Annotated in this window: 18 protein-coding genes; 11 read left to right on the top strand and 7 right to left on the bottom strand. The window is 75.2% G+C overall.

What is annotated here, in order from left to right; all coding sequences use genetic code 11:
- The first annotated feature begins 116 nt into the window (after positions 1-116).
- The 8 genes from ACIQCH_RS35280 (at position 117) to ACIQCH_RS35245 (ending at position 10,915) form a co-directional block, all read left to right on the top strand.
- Complete coding sequence (locus ACIQCH_RS35280; protein ID WP_402587882.1) at positions 117-1,103, top strand: alpha/beta fold hydrolase; 987 nt, start codon at positions 117-119, stop codon at positions 1,101-1,103.
- A 7-nt stretch (positions 1,104-1,110) separates the two neighbouring features.
- Complete coding sequence (locus ACIQCH_RS35275) at positions 1,111-2,832, top strand: DUF3152 domain-containing protein (protein ID WP_402587880.1); 1,722 nt, start codon at positions 1,111-1,113, stop codon at positions 2,830-2,832.
- A gap of 128 nt (positions 2,833-2,960) precedes the next feature.
- A complete protein-coding gene (locus ACIQCH_RS35270; RefSeq protein ID WP_324605143.1) occupies positions 2,961-3,056 on the top strand; it encodes an Ms4533A family Cys-rich leader peptide in 96 nt (31 codons plus the stop codon).
- Positions 3,057-3,251: 195 nt separating this feature from the next.
- On the top strand, positions 3,252-4,979 hold the full coding sequence (locus ACIQCH_RS35265) for an ABC transporter substrate-binding protein (RefSeq protein WP_402587878.1): 1,728 nt from the start codon (positions 3,252-3,254) through the stop codon (positions 4,977-4,979).
- Positions 4,976-6,004, top strand: coding sequence for an ABC transporter permease (locus ACIQCH_RS35260; protein ID WP_402587876.1), 1,029 nt, complete (start codon positions 4,976-4,978; stop codon positions 6,002-6,004). Before ACIQCH_RS35265 ends, ACIQCH_RS35260 begins: the two co-directional genes overlap by 4 nt.
- Positions 6,001-6,990 (top strand): ABC transporter permease, encoded by a 990-nt coding sequence (locus tag ACIQCH_RS35255; RefSeq protein ID WP_402587874.1) that lies wholly within the window; start codon positions 6,001-6,003, stop codon positions 6,988-6,990. The genes ACIQCH_RS35260 and ACIQCH_RS35255 overlap by 4 nt, the downstream gene beginning before the upstream one ends.
- The gene (locus tag ACIQCH_RS35250) at positions 6,987-8,666 is read left to right on the top strand and encodes a dipeptide ABC transporter ATP-binding protein (RefSeq protein WP_402587872.1); all 1,680 of its coding nucleotides are present in this window, start codon (positions 6,987-6,989) and stop codon (positions 8,664-8,666) included. The genes ACIQCH_RS35255 and ACIQCH_RS35250 overlap by 4 nt, the downstream gene beginning before the upstream one ends.
- Positions 8,667-9,367: 701 nt before the next feature.
- The gene (locus ACIQCH_RS35245; protein ID WP_402587870.1) at positions 9,368-10,915 is read left to right on the top strand and encodes an alpha/beta hydrolase; all 1,548 of its coding nucleotides are present in this window, start codon (positions 9,368-9,370) and stop codon (positions 10,913-10,915) included.
- A 71-nt stretch (positions 10,916-10,986) separates the two neighbouring features.
- Here ACIQCH_RS35245 and moeZ read toward each other — a convergent pair whose 3' ends face one another.
- The 6 genes from moeZ to ACIQCH_RS35215 all read right to left on the bottom strand — a co-directional run bounded on the left by moeZ (position 10,987) and on the right by ACIQCH_RS35215 (position 17,723).
- Entirely contained in the window at positions 10,987-12,165 is a 1,179-nt protein-coding gene (moeZ, locus tag ACIQCH_RS35240) for an adenylyltransferase/sulfurtransferase MoeZ (protein WP_402587868.1), read from the bottom strand.
- Between the two features lie 81 nt (positions 12,166-12,246).
- Complete coding sequence (locus ACIQCH_RS35235; RefSeq protein ID WP_402587866.1) at positions 12,247-12,990, bottom strand: spherulation-specific family 4 protein; 744 nt, start codon at positions 12,988-12,990, stop codon at positions 12,247-12,249.
- Positions 12,978-13,964, bottom strand: a complete 987-nt coding sequence (locus tag ACIQCH_RS35230; RefSeq protein ID WP_402587864.1) for an NAD-dependent epimerase/dehydratase — start codon at positions 13,962-13,964, stop codon at positions 12,978-12,980. The genes ACIQCH_RS35235 and ACIQCH_RS35230 overlap by 13 nt, the downstream gene beginning before the upstream one ends.
- Before the next feature lie 159 nt (positions 13,965-14,123).
- Complete coding sequence (locus ACIQCH_RS35225; RefSeq protein WP_402587862.1) at positions 14,124-15,407, bottom strand: hypothetical protein; 1,284 nt, start codon at positions 15,405-15,407, stop codon at positions 14,124-14,126.
- Positions 15,404-17,212, bottom strand: coding sequence for a DUF3492 domain-containing protein (locus ACIQCH_RS35220; RefSeq protein WP_402587860.1), 1,809 nt, complete (start codon positions 17,210-17,212; stop codon positions 15,404-15,406). The genes ACIQCH_RS35225 and ACIQCH_RS35220 overlap by 4 nt, the downstream gene beginning before the upstream one ends.
- A 211-nt stretch (positions 17,213-17,423) precedes the next feature.
- Positions 17,424-17,723 (bottom strand): hypothetical protein, encoded by a 300-nt coding sequence (locus ACIQCH_RS35215; protein WP_402587858.1) that lies wholly within the window; start codon positions 17,721-17,723, stop codon positions 17,424-17,426.
- A gap of 238 nt (positions 17,724-17,961) precedes the next feature.
- On the opposite strand from ACIQCH_RS35215, the gene ACIQCH_RS35210 reads away from it, so the two are divergent.
- Entirely contained in the window at positions 17,962-18,126 is a 165-nt protein-coding gene (locus ACIQCH_RS35210; RefSeq protein WP_402587857.1) for a hypothetical protein, read from the top strand.
- On the opposite strand, the gene ACIQCH_RS35205 is transcribed toward ACIQCH_RS35210, so the two are convergent.
- Entirely contained in the window at positions 18,123-20,894 is a 2,772-nt protein-coding gene (locus tag ACIQCH_RS35205) for a flippase-like domain-containing protein (RefSeq protein ID WP_402587855.1), read from the bottom strand. The two genes, ACIQCH_RS35210 and ACIQCH_RS35205, sit on opposite strands and share 4 nt — an antisense overlap.
- A gap of 128 nt (positions 20,895-21,022) precedes the next feature.
- On the opposite strand from ACIQCH_RS35205, the gene ACIQCH_RS35200 reads away from it, so the two are divergent.
- On the top strand, positions 21,023-21,373 hold the full coding sequence (locus tag ACIQCH_RS35200; protein WP_402587853.1) for an MGMT family protein: 351 nt from the start codon (positions 21,023-21,025) through the stop codon (positions 21,371-21,373).
- 263 nt (positions 21,374-21,636) lie between these two features.
- Positions 21,637-25,179 carry an ATP-dependent helicase gene (locus ACIQCH_RS35195; protein ID WP_402587851.1) on the top strand — a complete coding sequence of 1,181 codons (3,543 nt, stop codon included), beginning with the start codon at positions 21,637-21,639 and terminating at the stop codon, positions 25,177-25,179.
- The last annotated feature ends 240 nt before the right edge of the window (positions 25,180-25,419 follow it).

Genomic DNA, 25,419 nt, shown 5'->3' with positions numbered 1-25,419 from the left:
GGCTCCCCTCTTTCCCTTGTCACTACGAGCCTAGGAGAGTCAGAGGTGCGCCGCTACGCGGATCTGTGAGGGCGAACACACGAGGGCGCGCGTGATCGTCTCGTAACATTGCCCCCATGTCTTCGACCGAGCTGCCGGGAGTCCGCGCCACCACAGCGGCGTCGTCCCAGGTGGGCGCCGTGCGGGTGGCCGAGGGGGAGCAGCTGCGCCGGGTGTCGCTGCCCGGTCTGACGCTGAGCGTCCGGTCCCGGCCGCCGGCCCGAACCGGGCTGCCGCCGGCCCTGTACGTCCACGGCCTCGGCGGTTCCTCGCTGAACTGGTCGGATCTCATGGAGCGGCTGGAGGGCGACGTCGACGGCGAGGCCCTCGACCTGCCCGGGTTCGGTGACTCCCCGCCGCCCGACGACGGAAACTACTCCGTCACCGGGCTGGCCCGCGCGGTCATCCGCCACCTCGACGCGAGCGGGCGAGGTCCCGTCCACCTGTTCGGCAACTCGCTGGGCGGCGCCGTCACCACAAGGGTGGCCGCGGCGCGCCCGGACCTGGTCCGCACCCTCACCCTCGTCTCGCCCGCCCTGCCGGAGCTGCGGGTGCAGCGCTCGGCGGTGCCGACGGCACTGCTCGCCGTGCCGGGCGTGCCCGCGCTGTTCACCCGGCTGACCAGGGACCTCACCGCGGAGCAGCGGGTCCGCGGGGTGCTGGGGCTCTGCTACGGGGACCCGTCGCGGGTCACGCCCGAGGGGTTCCGGGACGCGGTGGAGGAGATGGAGCGGCGCATGACGCTGCCGTACTTCTGGGACGCGATGGCCCGTTCCGCCCGCGGGATCGTGGACGCGTACACGCTGGGCGGGCAGCATGGGCTCTGGCGCCAGGCGGAGCGCGTACTGGCCCCGACGCTGCTCGTGTACGGCGGCCGGGACCAGCTCGTGTCGTACCGGATGGCGCGCAAGGCCGCTGCCGCGTTCCGCGGATCGCGGCTCCTGAGCCTGCCGGAGGCGGGGCACGTGGCGATGATGGAGTACCCCGACGTGGTCGCGGACGCCTTCCGCGGCCTGCTGCGGGACACCGACCGCACGGCGGCGGACGACGAGGGTGGGAGCTGAGGCGGCGGTGGGACGACATAGCCGCAAGGGGCCGCCGCCGGCGGCCTCCACGGAACCGACGGCGGCCCATCCGGGGTACGCCCCCGCCGGGGCCGCACGGCCCGCGTCCGCCGACGCGGGAGCCGTCTACGGCGACTGGCGCGGTGTCCCGCGGCCCGCGCAGGACGCGTACGACACGGGGTCCTTCGCCGCCTTCCAGGACACCGGGTCCTACGCCGCGGTCCACGAGACCGGCGGCTTCGCCGCGGTGCAGCAGGAGACCGGCGGTTTCGACGCCTTCCGGGACACCGGGGGGTTCGCGCAGGTGCAGGACCCGGGGGGCTTTTCGCATGCCCGGGCGACGGGTGAGTTCCAAGGGGCCCGGGGGGCGGGCCACTTCGCACCCGGTCACGAGGACCCGTACGAGACGGGGGCCTTCCCGTCCGTGCACGAGACCGGCGGCTTCCCGTCGGTGCACGACACCGGCGGCTTCCCGTCCCCGCACGACACCGGTGCCTTCGAAGCCGTCGGGCGTACGGGGGAGTTCGAGGCGTTCCGCGATACCGGCGCGTTCCCGCGGGTGCAGGACACGGGGGGCTTTCCGCATGCCCGCGCGGCGGGCGGCGTCCAAGAGGCCCGCCCCGCCGGCCACTTCGCGCCGTCGCGCCAGGCCCCGTACGACACCGGGGCCGGGCCGTCCGCGCGCGACACCGGCGGCTTCGCCGCGGTGCGCGACACCGGTGCCGTCCCCCGCGCGACCGGCACGGGGGCGTTCCCCCGCGTCGGCGACACCGGCGCGTTCCCGCCCGTGCACGACGCCGCCGGGTCCCCCCGCGGCGCGGGCGCCGGCACCCGCCGGGCGCCGGCGGAGGACGTGGTGCCCACCGTGCCCCGGCCGCGGCGCGAGGACGAGGTCGCGTCCCGGCGCGGCGGGCTGCGGGTGCGGACGTACACCGGCATCGCCGCCGCCGCGGTGACCGTGGCGCTCGCCGTCGTGGTCGCCGGCCAGGTCACGGGCGACGACGGCGACCGGGTCGGCGCGCGCGCCGCCGACGACGGCGACCAGCGCGGCGGGGCCGCCTCGGCCGCCTCGCGCTCCGACGACCGCACGACCCCGGCGGCCACGCCCGCCGCGCCCGCGGCGGCGCTCACCTTCGAGCAGAAGATGGCCCAGCAGTACCCCCTCGACCCCAAGCTCCAGGGGTCGGGACAGTTCGAGACCGTGCCCGGTGCCGCCCCCGCCCCCGGCAAGGGCCGCAAGGTCCGCTACCGCGTGGACATCGAGAAGGGGCTCGCCCTGGACGGCGCGCTCTTCGCCGAGGCCGTGCAGCGCACCCTCAACGACCGCCGCAGCTGGGCCCACGACGGCGACATGACCTTCGAGCGGGTGTCCTCCGGCGAGTCCGACTTCGTGATCACCCTGGCCAGCCCCGGCACCACCGGCACCTGGTGCGCCAAGTCCGATCTCGACACCACCGAGCAGAACGTCTCCTGCGACTCGGCCAAGACCGAGCGCGTGATGATCAACGCCTTCCGGTGGGCGCAGGGCGCGGTCACGTTCGGCGCGGACAAGATGTTCGCCTACCGCCAGATGCTGATCAACCACGAGGTCGGCCACCGACTCGGTCACGGCCACGTGAACTGCCGCACATCCGGCGCGCTCGCGCCGATCATGCAGCAGCAGACCAAGTCCCTCGACCTCGACGGCATCAAGTGCCGGCCCAACCCCTGGGTGTATCCCGGGAGTTGAGCCGTGTGACCGCTCCCGCCGACGACCCCCGCGGGTGCCGTGCGGGGGCCCCGTGGCGGGTGCCGGCTCCGGCCGCGCTCCACCGCGCGGCTTTGACATCGACGGGTCGATCGGCAATCGTTCTGGGCATGTCGACCCACCACGCCGCCTCCGCGAGCGCCGCCATCGAGCTGGCGCTGCTCGGCGTGACCGCGCACAGCGTGGCCGACATCCTCTGTAGCTGACGCCTGCCTGAGCGCGCGCGTCGACCGTCACTTCGCGATTTCCGCCGCGCCCGGGCCTCCCCACGCCCGCAGGCGCGGCTTCGTGCTTTCCGCACCGCCTCCCCCCGCACTTCCTGGTGCGGCCCGGTGTGCCCTTCGCCGCCCCTCGCGGGACATTTCCCCTGAAATCCTTCCTGCCGAGAGGTTCCCGTTCCGATGCGTCTCCAGTCCCAGATATCCCGCGGCGTGGCCGCGGCCGCCGTCAGCGTCGTCCTGGCGGGGGGCGCGGTCGCGTGCGGTCCCCAGGACGGCTCGGCCGAGAACGGCGGCACGGCCGGAGCGGCGGGCCAGCCCCGCAAGGGCGGCACGCTCACCGTCCTCAACTCCGACCCCCAGAACGACTTCGACCCCGCGCGCCTCTACACCTCCGGCGGCGGCAACGTCCCGTCGCTGGTCTTCCGCACGCTCACCACCCGCAACCGCGAGAACGGCGCCGCCGGCACCAAGGTCGTCCCCGACCTCGCCACCGACACCGGCCGTCCCAACGCGGACGCCACCGAGTGGACGTACACCCTCAAGGACGGCCTCAAGTACGAGGACGGCACCCCGATCACCAGCGCCGACATCAAGTACGGCATCGAGCGGTCCTTCGCCGCCGAGCTCTCCGGCGGCGCCCCCTACCTGCGCGACTGGCTGGTCGGGGGCGAGCGGTACCAGGGCCCCTACAAGGACAAGAAGGGCCTGGACTCGATCGTCACCCCGGACGCCCGGACGATCGTCTTCAAACTGCGCAAGCCCGAGGGCGAGTTCCCCTTCGTCGCCACCCAGACCCAGTTCGCGCCCGTCCCCAAGGCCAAGGACACCGGCGCGAAGTACGAGGAGCACCCCGTCTCCTCCGGCCCGTACAAGGTCGTCAGGAACGAGAACGACGGCGAGCGCCTCGTCCTGGAGCGCAACCCGCACTGGTCCGAGGCCACCGACGCCGAGCGCAAGGCCTACCCCGACACCATCGACGTCCGCTCCGGCCTCGACCCCGCCGTCATCAACCAGCGCCTGTCCACGAGCACCGGCCCCGACGCGGCCGCCGTCACCACGGACACCAACCTCGGCCCGGCCGAACTCGCCCAGATCACCGGCAACGAGGAGCTCGCCTCCAGGGTCGGCACCGGCCACTTCGGCTACACCAACTACCTGGCGTTCAACCCGAAGGTGAAGCCCTTCGACAACCCCAAGGTGCGCCGGGCGATCTCCTACGCGATCAACCGCACCAGCGTCGTCAACGCCGCCGGCGGCTCCGCCCTCGCCGAGGCCGCCACCACCTTCCTGCCCGAGCAGGCGGCCTTCGGCCACACGCCGTACGACCACTTCCCGGCCGGCAAGGCCGGCGACCCGGCCAAGGCCAAGGCCCTGCTGAAGGAGGCCGGCTTCGCCGACGGCCTGACCGTCACGCTCACCCACTCCACCGCCCAGAACCGCCAGACCAGCCCCGAGGTCGCCACCGCCGTCCAGCAGGCGCTGGCCGCCGCCGGCATCACGGTCAAGCTCGAGGGCCTGGAGAACAACGCGTTCAACGAGCGCCGCTGGGACGCCAAGAACACCCCCGGGTTCTTCATCTCCCGCTGGGGCGCCGACTGGCCCTCCGGCGGCCCCTTCCTGGCCCCGATCTTCGACGGCCGGCAGATCGTCACCAACGGCTCCAACTACAACCACGCGCAGCTGAACGACCCCGCGGTCAACAAGGAGATCGACGAGATCAACAAGCTGACCGACCTGAACGCCGCCGCCAAGCGCTGGGGCGCCCTCGACCGGAAGATCGGCGAGCAGGCCCTCGACGTCCCGCTCTTCCACCCCGTCTACAAGCGGCTGGTCGGCAAGGACGTCAAGAACGTCGTCATCAGCGACTGGACCGGCGTCCTCGACATCTCGCAGGTGTCGGTGAAGTGACCGCCGTACCGTCCACCCGCCCGGCCCCGGCCGGACCCGCGGCGGGGGCCACCGCCCCCGCCGCGGGCGCCGCCCGCCAGGCCTGGCGCCGGCTGCGCCGCCGGCCCGCCGCCCTCGCGGCGGCCGGCGTGCTGGCCCTGCTCGTCCTCCTCGCCCTCGCCGCCCCCCTCCTCGCCCACCTGGTCGGGCAGGACCCGAACGCCTTCCACGACGACCTCGTGGACTCGGCCCGCGGCGGCGTCCCCGTCGGCTCCTTCGGCGGCGCGAGCGCCGAGCACTGGCTCGGCGTCGAACCCGGCACCGGCCGCGACCTGTTCACCCGCCTCCTGTACGGCGCCCGCGTCTCGCTGCTGGTCGCCCTCGGCGCCACCGTCGTCCAGGTCCTCGTCGGCATCGCCGCCGGGCTCACCGCCGCCCTCGGCAACCGCTTCGTCGACGCGGTCGTCGGCGGCGCCACCGACGTGATGATCGCGCTGCCCGGCCTCGTCCTCGGCATCGCCCTGACCGCCGTCGTCCCCGCCGACTTCCCCCGCCCCCTGCTGCTCGTCCTGATCATCGGACTGCTCGGCTGGGGCGGCACCGCCCGGGTCGTCCGCGCCCAGACCCTGTCCCTGCGCGGGCTGGACTTCGTCGAGGCCGCCCGGCTCTCGGGCCGCGGCCGCCTGGCCGTCGCACGCCGCGAGCTGCTGCCCTCGCTGGCCGCACCCGTGATCACGTACGCGGCGATCCTGCTGCCCGCCAACATGGTCACCGAGGCCTCCCTCTCCTTCCTCGGCATCGGCGTCAAGCCGCCCACCCCCTCCTGGGGGCAGATGCTGTCCGGCGCCCAGACCTGGTTCCTGGCGGATCCCGCCTACGTCCTGCTGCCCGCCGGACTCCTCTTCGTCACCGTCCTCGCCTTCACCGTCCTCGGCGACGCGGTGCGCGCCGCCCTCGACCCGCGCGAGGCCGGGCGGCTGCGGGTGGGCACGCGGAAGGCGCGCACCCGTACGGCCCGCACCACCCCGAAGGGAGCCGGAGCGTGACCCGCTTCGTCCTCAAGCGCACCGCGGGCGCCCTGCTCGTGCTGCTCCTGCTGTCCGCGGCCGTCTACGGCCTCTTCTACCTCGCCCCCGGCGACCCCGCGCGACTGGCCTGCGGCGAGCGCTGCAACCCGCAGCAGATCGCCCAGGTGCGCGAGCAGCTCGGCCTGAACGACCCGGTCCTCACCCAGTACGGCCACTTCCTCCAGGGCCTGGTCGCCGGCCGCGACTACTCGGCCGGCACCGCGGTCCTGCACTGCGACGCGCCCTGCCTCGGCTTCTCGTACCAGAACGACCAGCAGGTCACCGAGATCATCCTCGACCGGCTGCCCGCGACCTTCTCGCTCGCCCTCGGCGCCCTGGTCATCTGGCTCGTCATCGGTGTCGGCAGCGGAGTCCTGTCCGCGCTGCGCCGCGGCGGGCTCACCGAACGCGCCCTGACCGTCCTCACCCTCGCCGCCACCGGCACGCCCGTCTTCATCCTGGGCCTGCTCCTGCTCATGGCCGTGTGCGCCTACCTGCAATGGCTGCCGTTCCCGACGTACGTGCCCTTCTCCGACGACCCCGAGCAGTGGGCCTGGAACCTGCTCCTGCCCTGGGTCACCCTCGGCTTCTTCGAGAGCGCCAAGTACGCCCGGCTCACCCGCAGCTCCACCCTCGAAACCCTGGCCGAGGACCACATCCGCACCTTCCGCGCCTACGGCGTGGGGGAGCGGGCCGTGGTCGTGCGGCACGCGCTGCGCGGCGCCGTCCCGCCCGTGGTCGCGCTGAGCGCGATCGACCTCGGCACGATGATGGGCGGCGCCGTGCTCACCGAGTCCCTCTTCGGGATCCCCGGGCTCGGCAAGACCCTCATCGACGGGGTGCGGGTGGTCGACCTGCCCGTGGTCGTGGGCGTCGTCCTCGTCATCGGCGCGGCCGTCGTCGTGGCGGGCGCCCTCGCCGACCTCCTCTACGCCGCCGCGGACCGAAGGGTGGCCCTGGCATGAGCACGCATCCCGTCCAGCCCCTCGTCGAGGTCACGGACCTGTCCGTCGACTTCCCCGTCGGGGAGTCCGGCGCGTCCGTACGGGCCGTCGACGGCCTCTCGTTCACCCTGGCCCCCGGCCGGGCGCTCGGCATCGTGGGCGAGTCCGGCAGCGGCAAGTCCACGGTCGCCGCGGCCCTGCTCGGCCTGCACCAGGGCACCGGCGCCCGGCTGACCGGCACGGTCCGGGTGGCCGGCACGGACGTGACCACCGCCGGTCCCGCCGAGCTCCGCCGGCTGCGCGGCGGGCGCGCGGCGATGGTCTTCCAGGACCCGCTCAGCTCCCTCGACCCGTACTACGCGGTCGGCGACCAGATCGCCGAGGTCCACCGGGTGCACCACGACGTCTCCCGGCGCGCCGCCCGCGCCCGCGCCGTCGAGGTGCTGGACCGGGTGGGCATCCCCGACGCGGTACGCCGCTCCCGCGCCCGGCCGCACGAGTTCAGCGGCGGCATGCGCCAGCGGGCCCTGATCGCCATGGCCCTGGCCTGCGACCCGGACCTGCTCATCGCGGACGAGCCCACCACCGCGCTCGACGTCACCGTGCAGGCCCAGATCCTCGACCTGCTCCACGGCCTGCGCGAGGAGCGCGGCCTCGGCCTGCTGCTGGTCACGCACGACGTCGGCGTGGCGGCGGAGAGCGTGGACGACCTCCTGGTCATGAAGTCCGGCTCCGCGGTGGAACGCGGCCCGGTGGCCACCGTCCTCGCGACCCCGACCGAGGCCTACACGCGCGCCCTCCTGGCGGCCGTACCGCGACTGGAACCGACCGACGGCGCGGGGGCCGCTCCCGCCGGCGCGACGTCGGACGCACGCGTACCCGCCCCCACCCCCGCACAGCCCCCGGCCCCCGTCGTCGAAGCCGTGGACCTCCGCCGCGAGTTCGGCCGCGGCAGACGCAAGGTCACCGCGGTGGACGGCGTCTCGCTCAGCCTCGCCCCCGGCGAGACCCTCGGCATCGTCGGCGAGTCCGGCAGCGGCAAGTCCACCCTCGGCCGCATGCTCGTCGGACTGCTCGCCCCCACCGGAGGAGAGGTCCGCCACGACGGCACCCCCACCACCGGCATCGCCGCGGGCGCCCAGATGGTCTTCCAGGACCCCGGCTCCTCCCTCAACCCCCGCCGCAGCGTCGGCGAGTCCATCGCCGACCCGCTGCGCGCCGCCGGGGAACGCGACGAGGGAGCGGTCCGGTCCCGCGTCGCCGAACTGCTGGCACGCGTCGGCCTCGACCCGACCCACTACGACCGCTACCCGCACGAGTTCAGCGGCGGCCAGCGCCAGCGCGTCGGCATCGCCCGCGCCCTGGCCCCCCGCCCCCGTCTGATCGTCTGCGACGAGCCCGTCTCGGCCCTCGACGTGACCACGCAGGCCCAGGTCACCGCCCTGCTCACCGAACTCCAGCAGGAACTCGGCCTCGCCCTGGTGTTCATCGCCCACGACCTGGCCGTCGTACGCCAGGTCAGTGACCGGGTCGCCGTCATGCGGCAGGGCCTGGTCGTCGAGGAGGGCCCGGTCGACGAGGTGTACGGCGCCCCGCGGCACCCGTACACCCGCCGACTGCTCTCGGCCGTCCCCTCCCTGGACCCCGCCCTCGCCGCGGCCCGCCGGACCGATCGCCGAGAACTCGCGCCGGTCTGAGCAAGGGGCCGCCCCGGGAGGTGCGACCCCCGGGGCGGTCGCCGCGGTGCGACAGGTCCGCCGCGGCGTCCCGTGGCGGACCCTCCGGTGCGAGGGACTCGAGGGAGTCGGCCGTCCCGTGGTGTGTGGGGGAGGTGCTTGAGGCGGTAGGGCAGGCTGGTCCGGAGGCAGGCCCGGGCCAGGGGTGGCCGAAGGCCAGGGCGAAGCCCCTTGCCCCTGGGGTGGGCCTGCCGCAGGGCCTGCAGGCCCTGCCGGGTCAAGCACCGAGGGGACCCACGCACCACGGGACGGCCCCGCGAAGCGAGCCCCTGACGCGGTGTGCCGCGTCGCGTGTGCTGCGCGGCGGTGTCGGGGCGGGCTCGCTGCGAGGCCGCCCCGTGCTGTGCGGGTCCCCTTGGTGCTTGACGCGTCGCGGCCTGCAGGCCCTGCGGCAGGCCCACCTCTGGGCTTCGGGGCTTCGCCCTGGCCTGCGGCCACCCAGACCCGGGCCCGCCTCCGGACCAGCCTGCCACGACGCGTCAAGCACCTCCCCCACACATCACGGGGCGGCACTCCCGTGATGCGTTGCACCGGGTGACCCGCCACGAACGCGGCGAACGCCCCCGCACACCGAGCAAGGCCACGGCTGGGCCTCCACCCGCGCTCACCCACCCGGCCCACCGGCGGGGCGGGCCCCCGGCGGCCCCCGCAGGATGGGGCGTATGTCGCGAACCGTCACGCTGCGCACGGCAGCCCTCGCCCTCGCCGCGGCGGCCCTCGTGCCCCTGACCGGCTGCTCCGACGACGACGGAAGTCAGAAGGCCCGGCCGAAGTCACTCTCCTGGGCGCCCTGCCCCGCGCCGGCCCCGGCCGAGGGCACCGGCGACGCCCCGGGCAAGGAGTGGGAGTGCGCGGCCCTGGACGTACCCCTCGACTACAGCCGGCCCGACGGCGAGACCATCGAGCTCGCCGTCATCCGGTCCCGCGCCAAGAACCAGAAGGAGCGCATCGGCTCGCTGATCTACAACTTCGGCGGCCCCGGCGGCTCCGGCGTGGCCACCCTGCCCAGCGCCGCCAAGGACTACGCACGCCTGAACGAGCGCTACGACCTGGTCAGCTTCGACCCGCGCGGGGTCGGCCGCAGCGCCGCCGTGCGCTGCGAGGACGACCAGCAGCTCGACGCGTACTACGCCGTGGACGGCACCCCCGACACCCCCGCCGAGGTGCAGACCTTCGTCGACAACTCCAAGCGGTACACCGCCGCCTGCCAGCAGAAGTCCGGCCGGGTCCTGCCGTACGTCGGCACGCTCAACGCCGCCCGCGACCTCGACCGGCTGCGCGAGGCCCTCGGCGACGACAAGCTCCACTACTTCGGCATCTCCTACGGCACCGAGCTCGGCGGCGTGTACGCCCACCTCTTCCCGCAGAACATCGGCCGGGCGGTCTTCGACGCCGTGGTCGACCCCACCAAGACCGCGCTCCAGGGCTCGCTGGGCCAGGCCAAGGGCTTCCAGCTGGCCCTCGACAACTTCGCCAAGGACTGCGTCGACCGCGGCGACGCCTGCCGCCTCCAGGGCAGCACCGTCAAGGAGATCGAGGACAACATCGTCGCCCTGCAGAAGTCCCTCGAGACCCAGCCGATCCCCGGCATCGGCGACCGCAAGCTGACCGCGACCGCCGCCACCGGCGGCATCGCCCAGGCCCTCTACTCCAAGGACTACTGGCCGCTGCTGGAACAGGGGCTGGACGAGGCCGAGGGCGGCCAGGGCCAGCTCCTGCTCGCCCTGTCCGACGCGATGAACGGCCGCAACCCGGACGGCACGTACAGCAACATCGGAGCCGCCAACACCGCCATCAACTGCGCCGACTCCAAGGACCGCTACTCCCTGGAGCGGACCAGGGCCGAGCTGCCCGGGTTCCGGGCCGCCTCACCGGTCTTCGGCGACTACCTCGGCTGGGCCATGATGAGCTGCACGCCCTGGCCGGTGCCCGGCGCCTGGCAGACCCCGGACGTGAGCGCGCCCGGCGCGGCGCCGATCGTGGTGATCGGCAACACCGGCGACCCGGCGACGCCGTACGAGGGTGCCCGGCACATGGTGGAGGAGCTGGGCAAGGGCGTCGGCGTCGAGGTCACGTACAAGGGCCAGGGGCACGGCGCGTACAACAGCGGCGACACGTGCGTGCGGGGGCTGGTCGACGCCTACCTGCTGGACGGCAAGGTCCCGCCGGCCGGCACGGTCTGCCCGGCGAAGCCGACCGGCCAGGCCTGACCCGCTCCGGGCACGGGGAAGGGCCCGTGGCCACCGGTCTCCCGGTGGCCACGGGCCCTTCCCGGCCGTGCTCAGTAGATCGGCTTCTCCGGCTCGATCTGGTGCACCCAGCCGATGACGCCGCCGCCGACGTGCACCGCGTCCGCGAAGCCCGCGGACTTCAGCACCGCGAGGACCTCCGCACTGCGGACGCCCGTCTTGCAGTGCAGGACGATGCGCTTGTCCTGCGGCAGGTCCTGCAGGGCCGTGCCCATCAGGAACTCGCCCTTGGGGATCAGCTTCGCGCCCGGGATCGAGACGATCTCGTACTCGTTCTTCTCACGGACGTCGATGATCTCGATCTTCTCGTCCGCGTCGATCCACTCCTTGAGCTGCTTCGGAGTGATCGTCGAGCCGAGCGCCGCCTCCTGGGCCTCCTCCGACACGACGCCGCAGAAGGCCTCGTAGTCGATGAGCTCGGTGACGGTCGGGTTCTCGCCGCAGACCGCGCAGTCGGGGTCCTTGCGGACCTTGACCTGGCGGTACTGCATCTCCAGGGCGTCGTAGATCATCAGACGGCCGACCAGCGGCTCGCCCGTGCCCGTCAGGACCTTGATCGCCTCGGTGACCTGGATGGAGCCGATGGACGCGCAGAGCACGCCCAGGACGCCGCCCTCGGCGCAGGACGGGACCATGCCCGGCGGCGGGGGCTCCGGGTAGAGGCAGCGGTAGCAGGGGCCGTGCTCGGACCAGAACACCGAGGCCTGGCCGTCGAAGCGGTAGATGGAACCCCAGACGTACGGCTTGTTCAGCAGCACGCACGCGTCGTTGACGAGGTAGCGCGTGGCGAAGTTGTCCGTGCCGTCGACGATCAGGTCGTACTGGCTGAAGATGTCCATCACGTTGTCGGCCTCGAGCCGCTCCTCGTGAAGGACCACGTTCACGTACGGGTTGATGCCGAGCACCGAGTCGCGCGCGGACTCCGCCTTGGAGCGGCCGATGTCCGCCTGGCTGTGGATGATCTGGCGCTGCAGGTTGGACTCGTCGACCTCGTCGAACTCGACGATGCCCAGCGTGCCGACGCCGGCCGCGGCCAGGTACATCAGGGCGGGCGAGCCGAGGCCGCCGGCGCCTACCGCGAGCACCTTGGCGTTCTTCAGGCGCTTCTGCCCGTCCATCCCGACGTCGGGGATGATCAGGTGGCGGGAGTACCGACGGACCTCGTCGACGGTCAGCTCGGCGGCCGGCTCGACCAAGGGTGGCAACGACACGGGGACTCCAGGATGGTCATCCCCGCTCGTACGGGGAGCATTCATGGGTGTTTCTCTCCCGTAACAGTGCCATGCTGCTTTTCATTCCGAGACACCTGGTCCGATGCGTGAGACGATTTCGTCCCAGTACCCGGGCATGCCCGCCCAGGGGTCGCCGGCGCCGCGGCGGTCGGTGAACCAGATCGTGCCGGCCCCCTGCCACCGGGCGATGCGCACCGCCTCCTCCAGGTGCGTGCGCGGGACGCCGTGGACGAAGTGGCAGAACCGCTCGGGCGGGAGTTCCGCGGTCCACTCCGCCACCTGCGACCACCGGTAGTCCGTCCAGCTCCCGGAGAAGGTGACCAGCTGGTCGCCGACCTCGGCGTAGCCGGGGTACGGGTGGGTGCCGTGCCCGAGGACGATCCGCAGGCCGTCCCCGAGGGTGCGCAGGGTGTCCGCGACCCGCCGTACCGAGGGCAGCTCGGCGCGGTCGGCGGGGGTCTGGGCGAGGTAGAAGCCGTCGACCCGGTACCAGTCGCGGAAGGCGTGCGCCTCGGAGACCAGCTCCCCGAAGGACCGGCGGCCGTCCCGCACCGCGAGGTGGCCGATCACGGAACCGCCGGCCTCGCGCAGTCGGGTCACGGCGTCGATGCAGTGCGGGTCGGGGCGCTGGCCGGGGCCGTCCGACACGTTCAGGACGGCCCAGTGCAGCGGGGTGCCGGGCCGGCCGAGCTCGGCCCACTCGACCGGGGCGACCAGCGGGTGGGCGTACCCGGGGACGCCGAAGCCGAGCCGCCCCGCCTCGGTGGCGGCGAGGCGGGCGTCGGGGGTGGTCAGATGCGGCACGCCGCCTCCATCCAGATGTCGGCGAGCGACTCCTCCAGGTTGATCCGGGGCCGCCAGCCGAGCCGGTCGCGGGCGGTGCGGACGTCGGCCTGCTGCCAGGCCCCGCAGCCGTCGGGGTAGGGGAACGGGCCGCCGGCCGGCGGGGCGGCGAGCTGCTCGGCGGAGGGCTCGCTGCGCGGGTGGCCGATCGAGGCCAGGCCCATGGGGCGGCCGTGCGGGGGCCCGTCGAGCTCGTGCAGGGTCCCGCCGTAGCCGGCGACGCGGGCGAGGACGGCGGCGGCGTCGCGGAGCCGCACGGCCCGCCCGGTGCCGATGTTGACCACGCCCTGGGCGGCGGACAGCGAGGCGGCGTGCACGGCCCGGGCCACGTCCCGGACATCGACGAAGTCGCGCTGCACGCCGAGGCCGCCGAGCTTGAGTTCCCCGTCGCCGGACTGCATGGCCCGCCGCATGGCCTCCGCGAGGCGGCCGAGCGGGGAGCCGGCGGGGGTGCCGGGTCCGACGGGCGAGAAGACGCGCAGCACGACGGCGTCGAGCCCGGAGCCGAGGACCAGTTCGGTGGCCGCCAGTTTGCTCACCCCGTACGGGCCGCCGGGTCTGGGGACGGCGTCCTCGGCGGTGGAGGACCCGGGCTGGCTGGGCCCGTACTCGGAGGCGCAGCCGAGCTGGACGAGCCGGGCCCCGCACCCGCTGCGGCGCAGGGACTCGCAGACGGTGGCGACGGCGACGGTGTTGTGGCGGGTGAGCTCGCGGGCGCCGCCGCGGGTGGTGCCGGCGCAGTTGATCACGACGTTGGGGTGCACCGCGTCGAAGAAGCGGGTGAGCGCCCCGGGGCTGCCGGTCGCGAGGTCGAACCGCACGTCCGCGTCGTCGCCGCGGCCGAGCGCGGTGAGCTGGACGGCGGGGTCGGCGAGCAGCCGGTCGGCGACGTAGCGGCCGAGGTATCCGTTGGCTCCGATCAGCAGCACCCTCATCGTGCGATCCCTTCGTGCCGACGGGGCAGGGCGGGGGGTTGGGCCGTCATCTCTCGTTCTCCTTCACGGGTGTTCCGGTGGTGTGGTGCGGGGTGGGCCGGCGGCGTCGGCTCCGTCGGCCTTCCGCGGGGGTCGTCAACGACTCGTCCTCGCATCGGCCTAGGTGTGGATGTGCGCGGAAGCGCGGGACAGGGTGGTGGTGGCGCGGCCGAGCAGGGCGAGCAGGGCCGCGGCGCACAGGACCGTGGTGGCGCCCTCGGGTACGGGTTGCCCGAGGGCGGCGGCCCCGAGCAGCAGGCCCTGGGCGGCGCAGGCCACGCCGAGGGCGGTACGGGCCGCGGCGGCCGCGCCGTGGGCGGCGAGCAGCCGGGCGAGGAAGAGCAGGGTGCCCAGGGCCGTGCCGGCCGCCAGGGGTGCGCCGGTGAGTGCGAGCAGCCCGGCGAGGGCGGCCGCGAACACCGCGCACACCCCCAGGAGCAGGGGGCGCACGCCGGCGGCGAACTCCGCGAGCACCCGGCTCGCGGCCAGCCGGCGCCGGGCCCGGCCGGAGAACACCGCGGCGCACCAGGTCGCCGGCAGCGCGGCCGGGGCGAGCGCGGCGAGGGTGCCGGCCGCGGGGCCGGCGACGGCCGGGGCCGGTCGGGCTGCGGTGCCCGCGACGTCCGTCGGGATCGCGCCGAACAGGCCCTGCGCGGCGGCCACGGCCGCCACGAGCGCGAGGGCCCACAGCCAGACCCCGGCGCCGCCGCGGCCCCGGGCCCGGAGCGGGCCGAGCCGCAGGCACGCGACGAGGGCGGCGAGCACGACGGTCGTCCCGACCGTCGAGACGACCGTCCCGGTGGTCGAGAAGGCGGTCCAGGCGGTCCAGGCGGTCGAGAAGGCCGGGGCGTCGGCGTGGCCGCCCGCGACGGCGCGGGTGGCCAGGGCGGCCGCACCGGCGGCGAACGCGGCCCCGTACACCAGGACCCGCCTGCGGACGGGTGCGTCCGACCAGGACCGCCCGGGCAGCCCGGCCGGGCCGGGTGTGCCGGGGAGGCCGCCGGTGCGGTCGGCCGCGGCGGGGTCCGCGTCGGCGTACGCCCCGGCGGGGCCGGCGCCCCGGGCGCCGGCCGCGGGGCCGCCCTCGCCGCGCGGGACGCGGGCGTACAGCTCCTCGGCCAGCGAGAACACGTCCCGGTGCCGGAACCGCGCGGCGGTGCGGTCGGTGACCCCGTGGGCCTCCAGGCCGGCCGCGATCTCCAGGGGGTCCACGGCGCGCTCGCACAGGTCCCGGTGGCGGTGCATGAGGACCTTGACGGGGTCCACGGCCGCCCGGCGCCGGGTCCCGGCGTTGACCGGGGTGTTGACACCGGCAGCCGCTCCGGGGCCGGTGGTTCCGGTCCGGCCGTCCGCTCCCCTCCGCTCACCCGCCGCGCCGCGCGCGGTCTCGCCCGGGCCCGTCACAGCGCCGCCTCCGGGGTCGCGGCGAGCGGCAGCTCGACGGTGGCGGCCAGGACGGCCTCGGGTACGGCGGCCACGGCGAGGTGCGCGGCGGCGGCCGGGCCCGCGCCCGGGGCCGGGAGCACGACGGTGGTCGCCGGGTCGGTCTGCGGGTCGGTCTGCGGGGCGGTCGTCAGGGGGAACCGGGCGGTCGCCGCCGGGTCCACCGCGGTGGCCCCCGGAACGGTCGCCCAGCTCGGGACGCCCGCGGTCCAGCGGCCCGGCACGCAGGCCTCGGGCGGCAGCCCGAACGGCACCTCGTCGACCCCGGCCCCGGCCCGGCGCCGCGCGTGCGAGATCAGCTCCAGGTACAGGGCCCGGTAGGCCTCGACGTTCTGCTCCACCGTGAAGAGTTCGAGTGCCCGGGCCCGGGCGGCGGCGCCCAGCCGGGCCGCGCGCTCGGCGTCGCCCAGCAGCGCCAGGCACGCGTCCGCCAGGGCGCGCGGGTTGCGCGGCGGGACCACGAGCCCGGTCCCGCCGATGACCTCGCAGACCGCGCCGACGTCGGTGGACACCGTGGCCCGCCCGCAGAGCATGGCCTCGACCAGGCTGATCGGGAAGCCCTCGACCACGGAGGACAGCACCACGACCCGGCCGGCCGCGTAGGCGTCCGCGGGCTGCGGGGCGGCTGGCCCGCCGACCTCCTCGAAGCTGACCGGGCTCTCGCCGACCGTGACGGCGTCCGCCGCCTCGTCCGGGAAGAGCTGCGCGGCCAGGGCCCGGCAGTGGGCGAGGTACTCGACGGACTCGGCGGTGCGCGGGGGCGCGGCGAACAGCCGCAGCCGGGCCGCGGGTTCGGCCCTGCGCACCTCGGCGAACGCGTGCAGCAGGCCGATGACGTCCTTGGTCGGTTCGATCCGGCCGACCCACGCCAGGGTCAGCGGGTCGCCCAGGTCGGTGGACTCCCCGACGGTGGCGAATCGGTCCGCCTCCATCCCGGGGTAGACGGTGCGCAGCTTCGCCCGCTCCGCCCCGCACCGCTCCTGCCAGCGCCGCGCGTGCGTGTTCCCCGGCACGAGGAGGTCGGCGGAGCGGTAGATCTCGGCCGCGAGCCGGCCGTGGAAGGCGGCCAGCAGGGCCCTGACGGCCGGGGTGGGCGGTTCGCCGGCCCGCTCGAGGTAGTGCGCGCGCAGCTGGACGCCGTACTCCGTGACCAGCAGCGGGACTCCGCAGAAGCGTTTGGCCAGGAGCCCGGGCAGGGCCGCGGTCCCGCCGGCCGCGGCGTGGCAGAGGTCCATGCGGGCGAGGTCCTCGTACCAGGCGAGGGAGAGCGGCCGCAGGGCCCGCTCCAACTGGTCCGCCACGGCGAGCAGGTCGGGGACCTGGGCGCGCTGGGCGGTGCGGTGGGCGCCCGGGGCGCGGCAGGCGGCCTCCAGGGTGCGGACGGCGGTCTCGGAGCGCAGGGCCGCGTACAGCCCGCCCTCTTCGCGGGCCAGCTCGGCCAGCCCGTACAGGCCCTCCGCGAAGGGTTCGGCGCGCCCGGTGCAGACGCCGGCGACCAGGTCCGCGAAGTGGCCGGCGAACCGCTTCCGGGTCCGGCGCCGGTAGGTGCGCCCGTCGTCGTACGGGGCCCAGAGGGGGGCGGTGGTGACCCGGGTGACGTGCGGCGGCAGCGGCACGTGGCCGCGGCGCTCCTGCTCCGCGCTGCGGCTCAGCGCGTAGAGCTCGAACTCGTGCCGGTCGAGGCCGCGGACGAGCCGGTCGCACCAGAGCCTCGCCTCACCCGTCGCATACGGATAACCACCTTCCGTGAGCAGTCCGATCCGCACGAGTGCACCCCCGATCTCCCGTATGGGGCGGTCGCCGTCGGTCCGGTGACCCGCCGCGCTGAGAACTCAAGCGGATGTGCCGGTGGCGCGACGGACGGTTGTCCGTCGCGCCACTGGAAGGGGTGAAGACTCGTAACTTTCGCGCTCGCACCGCGTTCCGGCGCGGTAAAACGGCCGCACCGCGGCCGCTCGGAGGCCCGCCCGGTCAGGGTCAGGCGCCCCCGGCGAGCGCCTTCATCCGCGGGTGCGCCGGGGGTCCGGTGCCGGCCGCGGCCGCGACGCCCGCGACCGCGCCGGTGGACGGCGCCACCGGGTGGTGCGCGTGGTCGCCCGGGCCGACCGCGTGGTCGAGGAACGCGCCGAGCGGGTCGGCCGGTTCGGAGGGCGCCCCGGCGAGGGCCGCACGGAGCTGCGGGAGTTCGCGGTACAGGTGGGGGTCGGGGTGGCGCGGGCGACGGCCCGCGACGAGTCGTACCAGGGCATCAGGGGTCCGGGCCTCCGCAGCCGTCAACGCCTTCGGGTAGGGCTGAGGTTGAGCATCACACGCGGGCCGGCGCGCACCCCGTCGGGACACTCGGCATCCGGAGGATGTCCGCCGGCCCGCGTCGGAGGTGCGTCGCGCGCTGCGGCGGAAGGGGTGCCGAGGGTCCTGCGCCGGAGTGACCAACTGCCGGAATTCCAGGGGCCCATGATGCTGCTGGGACTCGCGCCCCTACCGCCGGGCCGCGGTCGGCTACCACGCGGCGGCGGTGGCCGCGGCCGCGTGGATGGGCCCCTGGCTCGCCCCGCCGTTCGCCCTCTGCCTCGTCCGGGCCGTCGTGCTGCCCGGGCGGGGGCTGAAGGTCGCCGTGGTCGGGGCGGTGGAGGTGGCCGCCTCGGTGCTGCTGGCGGCGGCCCTCCTCCCGGTGTTCTAGAGCGCGCCCTTCCGGGTCAGGTGGTTGAACGACACCCAGCCCGGCAGCACCGGCAGCCAGAAGGTCATGAGCCGGAACAGCAGCACCGCCGACAGGGCGATCTCCTTGTCCACCCCGATCGCCACCAGACCGAGGGTCAGGGTGGTCTCCACCGCGCCCAGACCGCCCGGGGTCGGCGCGGCCGAGCCGAGCGCGTTGCCGGCCAGGAAGACCACCGCGATGCTGGCGTAGCTCGCCGTGGTCGAGCCCCCGAACGCCCGCAGCGAGGCGTCCAGGCACATCACGAACGAGGCCGTCAGCAGCAGCATGCCGCCGATGCCCGTGAGGAGCTTCTGCGGCCGCTGGAGCACGTCCAGCATGCGCGGGACCACGCCCGCGAACAGCGCCCGCACCCGGCTGGCGACGAACTTCCGCAGGAACGGCACCGCCGTCACCACCAGCACCAGCACCGCGACCGTCAGCAGGCCCGCGATCACCGTCCGGGACGGGGTCATCTCGGGCGTCTTCTCCGTCCCGGTCAGGTAGCCGAAGGCCAGCAGCAGCAGGATGTGGCTGCCCAGGCCGAACAGCTGCGAGGCGCCCACGCTCGCCACCGCGAGCCCCGGCCGGACCCCGGAGCGCTGCAGGAAGCGCGTGTTCAGCGCCACGCCGCCGACCGCCGCCGGCGCCACGAGCTTCACGAACGAGCCCGCCACCTGCGCCAGCACCGTCTTCAGGAACGGCACCCGCTCGGGCACGAAGCCCAGCAGGCTCATCGCCGCCGCGAAGTAGCTGAGCACCGAGAACGCCATCGCGACCGCCACCCAGCCCCACTGCGCGTCGCCGATGACCTTGGCGAAGTTGATGTGCGTCAGCTGCGACAGCAGGAAGTACGCGGCGAACGCGCCCGCGATGAAGCTGACCAGCGTGCGCGGCCGGATCCGCTCCAGCCGGGCCGGCTCCACCGGCGCCTGCGGGCGGATCAGCAGCACCTGCTGGCGGATCTGGCTGAGCAGGTCCTCCTCGCGGGCCTCCTCCAGGGCCACGTCCAGGGCCCGCTTCTCCGCCTTGCGCTCCTCCTTCTCGGTCCGCACCGCCTTGCCCGCGGCCTTGCCCGCCGCGGTGTCGGCGCCCGCGGCCGCCTCCTCGTGCGAGGCCCGCTCCCGGGCCTCCTTCTCGGCCTTCGAGGCGGCCAGCACGGCCTCCCGCTCGCGCTGCGCCCGCTCCCGGGCCAGCCGCCGCAGCGTGGTCCGGGTCGACCGGCTCAGCGCGATCGGCTGGAGCAGCGGCAGGCAGTCCGCCACCGCGTCCCCGCCCAGCACCGCGACCGCCGCCGCCACCGAGCGCTCCGCCCCGACCCGCAGTCCGAGCGTGGTCAGCAGCTGCGCGATGTCCATGCGCAGCACCAGGTCGCCGGCCGCGATCTCGCCGCCCCGCAGATCGGTCAGGACGACGTTGCCGGAACGATCCACCAGCAGCGCGTCGCCCGCCAGCCGGCGGTGCGCGATGCGCCGCGACTGCAGCGCCTTGACCTGCTCCCACGCGCTGCGGACCAGCTCGTCCGAGATCTCCTCGTCCGGCAGGGCGTCCAGGGTCCGGCCGCCGATGTGCTCGTACACGAGCATCACGGCGTCGGGCCCGAGCTCGGAGGTGGCGATCAGCTTCGGCGCGTTCGCCCCGGCGGCGATGGCGGCGTACGCGAGCAGCGCCTCCTGCTCCAGGGCCTGGCGCAGCGACTGGAGGCTGCGCCGGGTGGTGATCCCGCGCAGCGTGAGCCGGCGCCACACCCGGTAGAAGAAGCCCTGGGCCTGCTGCTCGCGGTCGACGACCGTGACGTCGAGCGGTGGCCCGTGCTCGAGCGTGACGATGTAGCGGCGGCCCCGGTCGGTGTGCTCGGCGTTCTCCGGCTCCTCCTCCGCGCGCATGGCGCTGACCGGCTGGAAGCCGACCCGGCGCAGGCCCGCGAGGAGGTTCTGGCCGGTGGGCCGGACGTTGGGGGAGCCGACCGCGTAGAGCGTGCCGTACGCCACCGTCCAGCCGATCAGCACGGTCAGGACGATCGAGAACGGCGTGGTGTAGCCGCCGACCAGCATCGCGAGCGCGTCGAGCAGCAGCACCACCCACAGCGCCACCCGCCAGCGCGGCCGCCGGGTCATCCCGACCGCCGTCATGTAGGCGATCACCGGCGCGAGGTAGCCGTGCACCGGGTCGGTGAAGGACTCACCGGGCCCCTGCGGCATGGTGAGCGCGTCCTTGATGGTGTCGGACGCCGCCCTCGCCACCCACAGGTCGGTGGCGAGCGTCACACCGTGCGCCAGCACGGCCGCCAGCACGCCGTCCGCGATCCGCAGGCCGTCGCGTTTGATCAGCCGCTCGATGGCGAAGGCCACCGGCACCAGCAGCACCGCGATGCTCGACACCAGACCCGCGATCTTGATGAGCAGGTCCGGGGCCTGCCCGGTGCCCTCGCGGATGTCCGACTCCAGGCCCACGGTCGTGCCGTGCGCGAAGGCCGCGATGGCCAGCACGACCGCGATCCCGAGGATGCCCACGAGCAGGCGCACCAGGTCGGAGGGCCGGTGCACGCGCGCAGCGAGCAGCGGCTCGTCGCCCTCGAGTGGGTCGACGAAGCCCTCGTCGGGGCCCTGCGCGCTCACGCCCTGCTCCTTCTCGTGCGTCGGCTCGTGCGTCGGCTCGTGCGTCGGCGCGCCCGTGTCGTGCGCCGCCCGCTGGTCCTGCGAGCTCTCGTCCGGCGTCTCGCGCGACGCCTCTTCTTGTTCTCGTATCACCAGTCACCGCCCGGAAGATGGTGGCACGGACCGGCTGTGCGGGCAGGCATCAGGGTGCGCCGCGGCGTACGCGGGGCGTGCGGGAGCGGTCCGGACGCAGGTCGCGGGGGTACGGCACCATGGGCGGAATGACACCCGCCGCACCCCTTCAGGATCTGCCCGACTACGCGGAGCGCGTACTGGAGCTCGCCGAGCGGATTCCGCCCGGCCGGGTGATGACGTACGGGGACGTGGCCGAGTGGCTCGGCGAGGGCGGACCCCGCCAGGTGGGCCGCGTCATGGCACTGTACGGCGGCGCGGTGCCCTGGTGGCGCGTGGTCCGCGCGGACGGGGCGCTGCTCCCCGGCCACGAGCTGCGCGCCCTCGGGCACTACCGCGAAGAGGGTACGCCGCTGCGGGAGGCGTCCCGGACGGCCGAGGGGCACGTACCCCGGCTCGACATGCGGCGGGCGCGCTGGGACGGGCAGGAGGGCGCCTAGGGCACCCCACGGGCGCCCCCCGGGGCCCCGGCGGCCCGTCGGGCGCCCGGGAGCCGGGAGCGGGCGGCGCACGGGCAGCGGCCCGCGGCCCGGCCGGGCGGCGCGCCGGCCCGTACGTCCGTACGGAGGATGAGTGCCCGGCCCGGGCGTTCCGGCGCCGTGCGCGGCGGGGGCCGATTGGCGTAGCGTCTTCCCTTCGAGTTCTCTTCGAGCGCCCGCGCTCGGAGCCTTCAGCACATCCACCACCAAGGCCGGCGACCCACGTGAGTTCCTCCCCTTCCACCCGTCGTACGCGGACCACCGACGCGTACCGACTGGTGCGCACCGGGCCGGAGCGGCAGGCGGGTCCACCCGCAGGGGACGCAGCGCAACGGGCGGTGGTTGAGCACCGCGGCGGACCGCTGCTGGTCCTCGCCGGCCCCGGTACGGGCAAGACCACCACCCTCGTCGAGGCCGTCGCCGACCGGATCGCCCGGGGCACCGACCCGTCCCGGGTGCTCGTCCTCACCTTCGGCCGCAAGGCGGCCGTGGAGCTGCGCGACCGGATGGCGGTGCGGCTGGGCGGCGCGCGGGCGCCGCAGGCGACCACCTTCCACTCCTTCTGCTACGCCCTGGTCCGCGCCCACCAGCCGACCGAGCTGTTCTCCGAACCCCTGCGGCTGCTCTCGGGACCGGAGCAGGACGTCATGGTGCGGGACCTGCTGGAGGGCCAGCCGGGTCTGGGCGCCATCCGGTGGCCCGACGACCTGCGGGCCTGCCTGACCACGCGCGGCTTCGCGGACGAGGTCCGGGCCGTGCTCGCCCGCACCCGCGAGCTGGGGCTGTCGCCGACGGCGCTGGGCGACTTCGCCCGCCGCCAGGGGCGGCCCGACTGGGGTGCGGCGGCGGCCTTCCTGGCCGAGTACCTCGACGTGCTCGACCTCACCGGCGCCGTCGACTACACCGAGCTCGTCCACCGGGCGGCGGTGCTGGCGGAGTCCTCGGCCGAGGTGTGGGGGCAGTGGGACGCGGTCTTCGTCGACGAGTACCAGGACACCGACCCCTCCCAGATCCGGCTGCTGAAGGCGCTCGGCGCCGGCCGGGACCTGGTCGCCTTCGGCGACCCCGACCAGTCGATCTACGCCTTCCGCGGCGCCGACGTCAACGGCGTCCTCGGCTTCCGGGACGACTTCCCCGGCGCCGCGGTCAAGGTGCTCGGCACCTCGCGCCGCTCCCGGGCCTCCCTGCTGGCCGCCACCCGCCTGCTGACCGCCCGGATGCCGATGCCGCGGCTGCCGGCCGCCGCCGTACGGGCCCACCGGGCGCTGACCCCGACCCGGCCGGGCGGGTCGGTCGAGGTCTTCACGTACCCGTCGGCGGGCGCGGAGCTGGACAACATCGCCGACCTGCTGAGGCGGGCCCACCTGGAGGACGGCGTGCCGTGGCAGGACATGGCGGTCCTGGTGCGCGCCGGCGGCCGCACCCTGCCGGCCGTGCGCCGGGCCCTCACCTCGGCGGGCGTCCCCGTCGAGACCTCCGGCGCCGACGTCCCGCTCCGCCACGAACCCGCCGTCACCCCGCTCCTGACGGCCCTCCGCGTCGTCGCCACGGCCGCGACCTCCACCGCGCTCGGGACCTCCGACCCCGGACCGGGGGCGGCCGCCGAGGCCGGGGTCCCGGTCGGTGCCGGTGCCGGTGCCGGTGCCGGTGCCGACGCTGATGCGGGCGCCGAGGCGCCGAGGGCTGACGATGCCGAGGTTCCCGGCGACGGCGACGTCGGCGACGGTGACGCCGGCGCCGACGCGCGGGCGGGCGCCGACGTGGACGCGGGTGCCGACGCGGGCGCGGGCGCCGATGCCGACACGGACGCGGGCGCCGGTGCCGACTCCGGCGTGCCCGTGGACGCCGCCGCGCCCGGGGCCCGTACCGCCGCCGGCCCGGCGCACGACGAGGGCTGGATCGGGGTCGAGGCGGCCCTCGACCTGCTCGGCTCGCCGCTCGGCGGCATGGACGCCGCCGACCTGCGCCGCCTCGGCCGGGCGCTGCGCGAGGAGGAGCGGGCCGCGGGCAACCCCGTACCGCCCCCGAGCGACGTACTGCTCGCCCGCGCCCTCGCGGAGCCCGAGCGGCTCACCGCCCACGACCCCGCCCACGCCCGAGGTGCCCAGAACCTCGGCGCCCTGCTGCGCAAGACCCGCGAGCTCCTCGAGGGCGGCGGCACCGCCGAGGAGGCCCTGTGGGAGCTGTGGAGCGGCACCCGCTGGCCGGTCCGGCTGGAGCGCTCCGCCCGCCGCGGCGGCCCCGCCGGCCGCAACGCCGACCGTGACCTCGACGCCGTCTGTGCGCTGTTCGAGACCGCCGCCCGCGCCGAGGAGCGCACCGGCGGCCGCGGCGCGCTCAACTTCCTCGAAGAGGTCGACGCCCAGGACATCGCCGCCGACACCCTCGCCAAGCGGGCCGGCCGGCACGACGCCGTACGCCTCATGACCGCCCACCGCTCCAAGGGCCTCGAATGGTCCCTGGTCGTCGTGGCCGGCGTCCAGGAAGGGCTCTGGCCCGACCTGAGGCGCCGCGGCTCCCTCCTCGAAGCCGACCGGATCGGCCGCGACGGCCTCGCCGAGCCCCTCACCCCCGGCGCCCTCCTCGCCGAGGAGCGCCGGCTCTTCTACGTGGCCGCCACCCGCGCCCGCGACCGGCTCGTCGTCACCGCCGTCAAGGCTCCCGCCGACGACGGCGACCAGCCCTCCCGCTTCCTCACCGAGCTCGGCGTCACACCGAAGGACGTCACCGGCCGGCCGCGCCGCCCGCTCGCCGTCGCCGCGCTCGTCGCCGAGCTGCGCGCCACCACCGTCGACCCCGCGGCCTCCCCGGCCCTGCGCGAAGCGGCCGCCGGACGCCTGGCCCGGCTCGCCGACCTCGCCGACGAGGACGGCCAGCCGCTGGTCCCCGCCGCCCACCCGCACCGCTGGTGGGGCCTGTACGAGCCCACCCGCGCGCCCGCTCCGCTGCGCGACCGCGACCGCCCGCTGTCCCTGTCGCCCAGCTCCCTGGAACAGCTCACCGACACCTGCTCGCTGCAGTGGTTCCTGGGCCGAGAGGTCAAGGCGGACGCCCCCGCCACCACCGCCCAGGGCTTCGGCAACGTCGTCCACGTCCTCGCCGACGAGGTGGCCTCCGGCCGGACCCCGGCCGACCTCGCCGTCCTGATGGAGCGGCTGGACTCGGTGTGGGACGCGCTCGCCTTCGACGCACCCTGGAAGTCCCGCCAGGAGAAGGAGAACGCCCGCGCCGCGCTGGAACGCTTCCTGCGCTGGCACGTCTCCGACCGAGGGGGCCGCGCCCCGGTCGTCACCGAGCACGCCTTCGACGTGACCCTGGGGGCCGGCGACTACGAGGTGCGCATCAAGGGCTCCATGGACCGGGTCGAGGCCGACCCGCAGGGCCGCGCGTACGTCGTCGACTTCAAGACCGGCCGGTCCGCCCCGACCAAGGACGAGGTCGCCCGCCACCCGCAGCTGGCCGTGTACCAGCTCGCGGTGCGCGAGGGCGCCGTCGACGAGGCCTTCGACGGCGTGCGCCCGGTCCCCGGCGGCGCCGAACTGGTCCAGCTCCGCCAGGACGCCCCCAAGAAGGACGGCGGCGAGGGCGTGCCCAAGGTCCAGGCCCAGGAGGCGCTCTCCGGCGAGTGGGTCGGCGACCTCCTGGCCAGCGCCGCCGGCCGCGTCCTCGACGAGCGCTTCACGCCCGAGACGGGCCGCCACTGCACCTTCTGCTCCTTCCGCACCTCGTGCACCGCCCGCCCCGAGGGGCGGCAGATCCTCGACTGACGGGGAGCGTGCCGGGGGCTTGGTCCGGGGGTGGGGCCTCTGGTGTGCGTCCCCTCGCTTCGGGGGGTGGGGGCCGGCGTCGGGGTGGGCTCGCTTCGGGGGTGGGTCCCGTGGTGTGTGGGTCCCCTCGGCGCTTGACAGGGGCGGCCTGCAGGCCCTGCGGCAGGCCCACCCCGGAGGCTTTGGGGCTTCGCCCTGGCCTTCGGCCACCTCCGGCCCGGGCCTGCCTCCGGTCCAGCC

The sequence above is a fragment of the Streptomyces sp. NPDC093225 genome, from assembly GCF_044753805.1.
In the GTDB taxonomy this organism is placed as follows: Bacteria; Actinomycetota; Actinomycetes; order Streptomycetales; family Streptomycetaceae; genus Streptomyces.
The sequence above is the reverse complement of the archived record's forward strand: the minus strand, read 5'-3'. Positions and strand labels throughout refer to the sequence as shown.

What these genes read in the sequence shown, in the direction of transcription:
- ACIQCH_RS35280 (WP_402587882.1), top strand. Translation starts at nt 117, where the DNA reads ATGTCTTCGACCGAGCTGCCGGGAGTCCGCGCCACCACAGCGGCGTCG.
- ACIQCH_RS35270 (WP_324605143.1), top strand. Translation starts at nt 2,961, where the DNA reads ATGTCGACCCACCACGCCGCCTCCGCGAGCGCCGCCATCGAGCTGGCG.
- ACIQCH_RS35265 (WP_402587878.1), top strand. Translation starts at nt 3,252, where the DNA reads ATGCGTCTCCAGTCCCAGATATCCCGCGGCGTGGCCGCGGCCGCCGTC.
- ACIQCH_RS35250 (WP_402587872.1), top strand. Translation starts at nt 6,987, where the DNA reads ATGAGCACGCATCCCGTCCAGCCCCTCGTCGAGGTCACGGACCTGTCC.
- ACIQCH_RS35245 (WP_402587870.1), top strand. Translation starts at nt 9,368, where the DNA reads ATGTCGCGAACCGTCACGCTGCGCACGGCAGCCCTCGCCCTCGCCGCG.
- ACIQCH_RS35230 (WP_402587864.1), bottom strand. Translation starts at nt 13,964, where the DNA reads ATGAGGGTGCTGCTGATCGGAGCCAACGGATACCTCGGCCGCTACGTC.
- ACIQCH_RS35200 (WP_402587853.1), top strand. Translation starts at nt 21,023, where the DNA reads ATGACACCCGCCGCACCCCTTCAGGATCTGCCCGACTACGCGGAGCGC.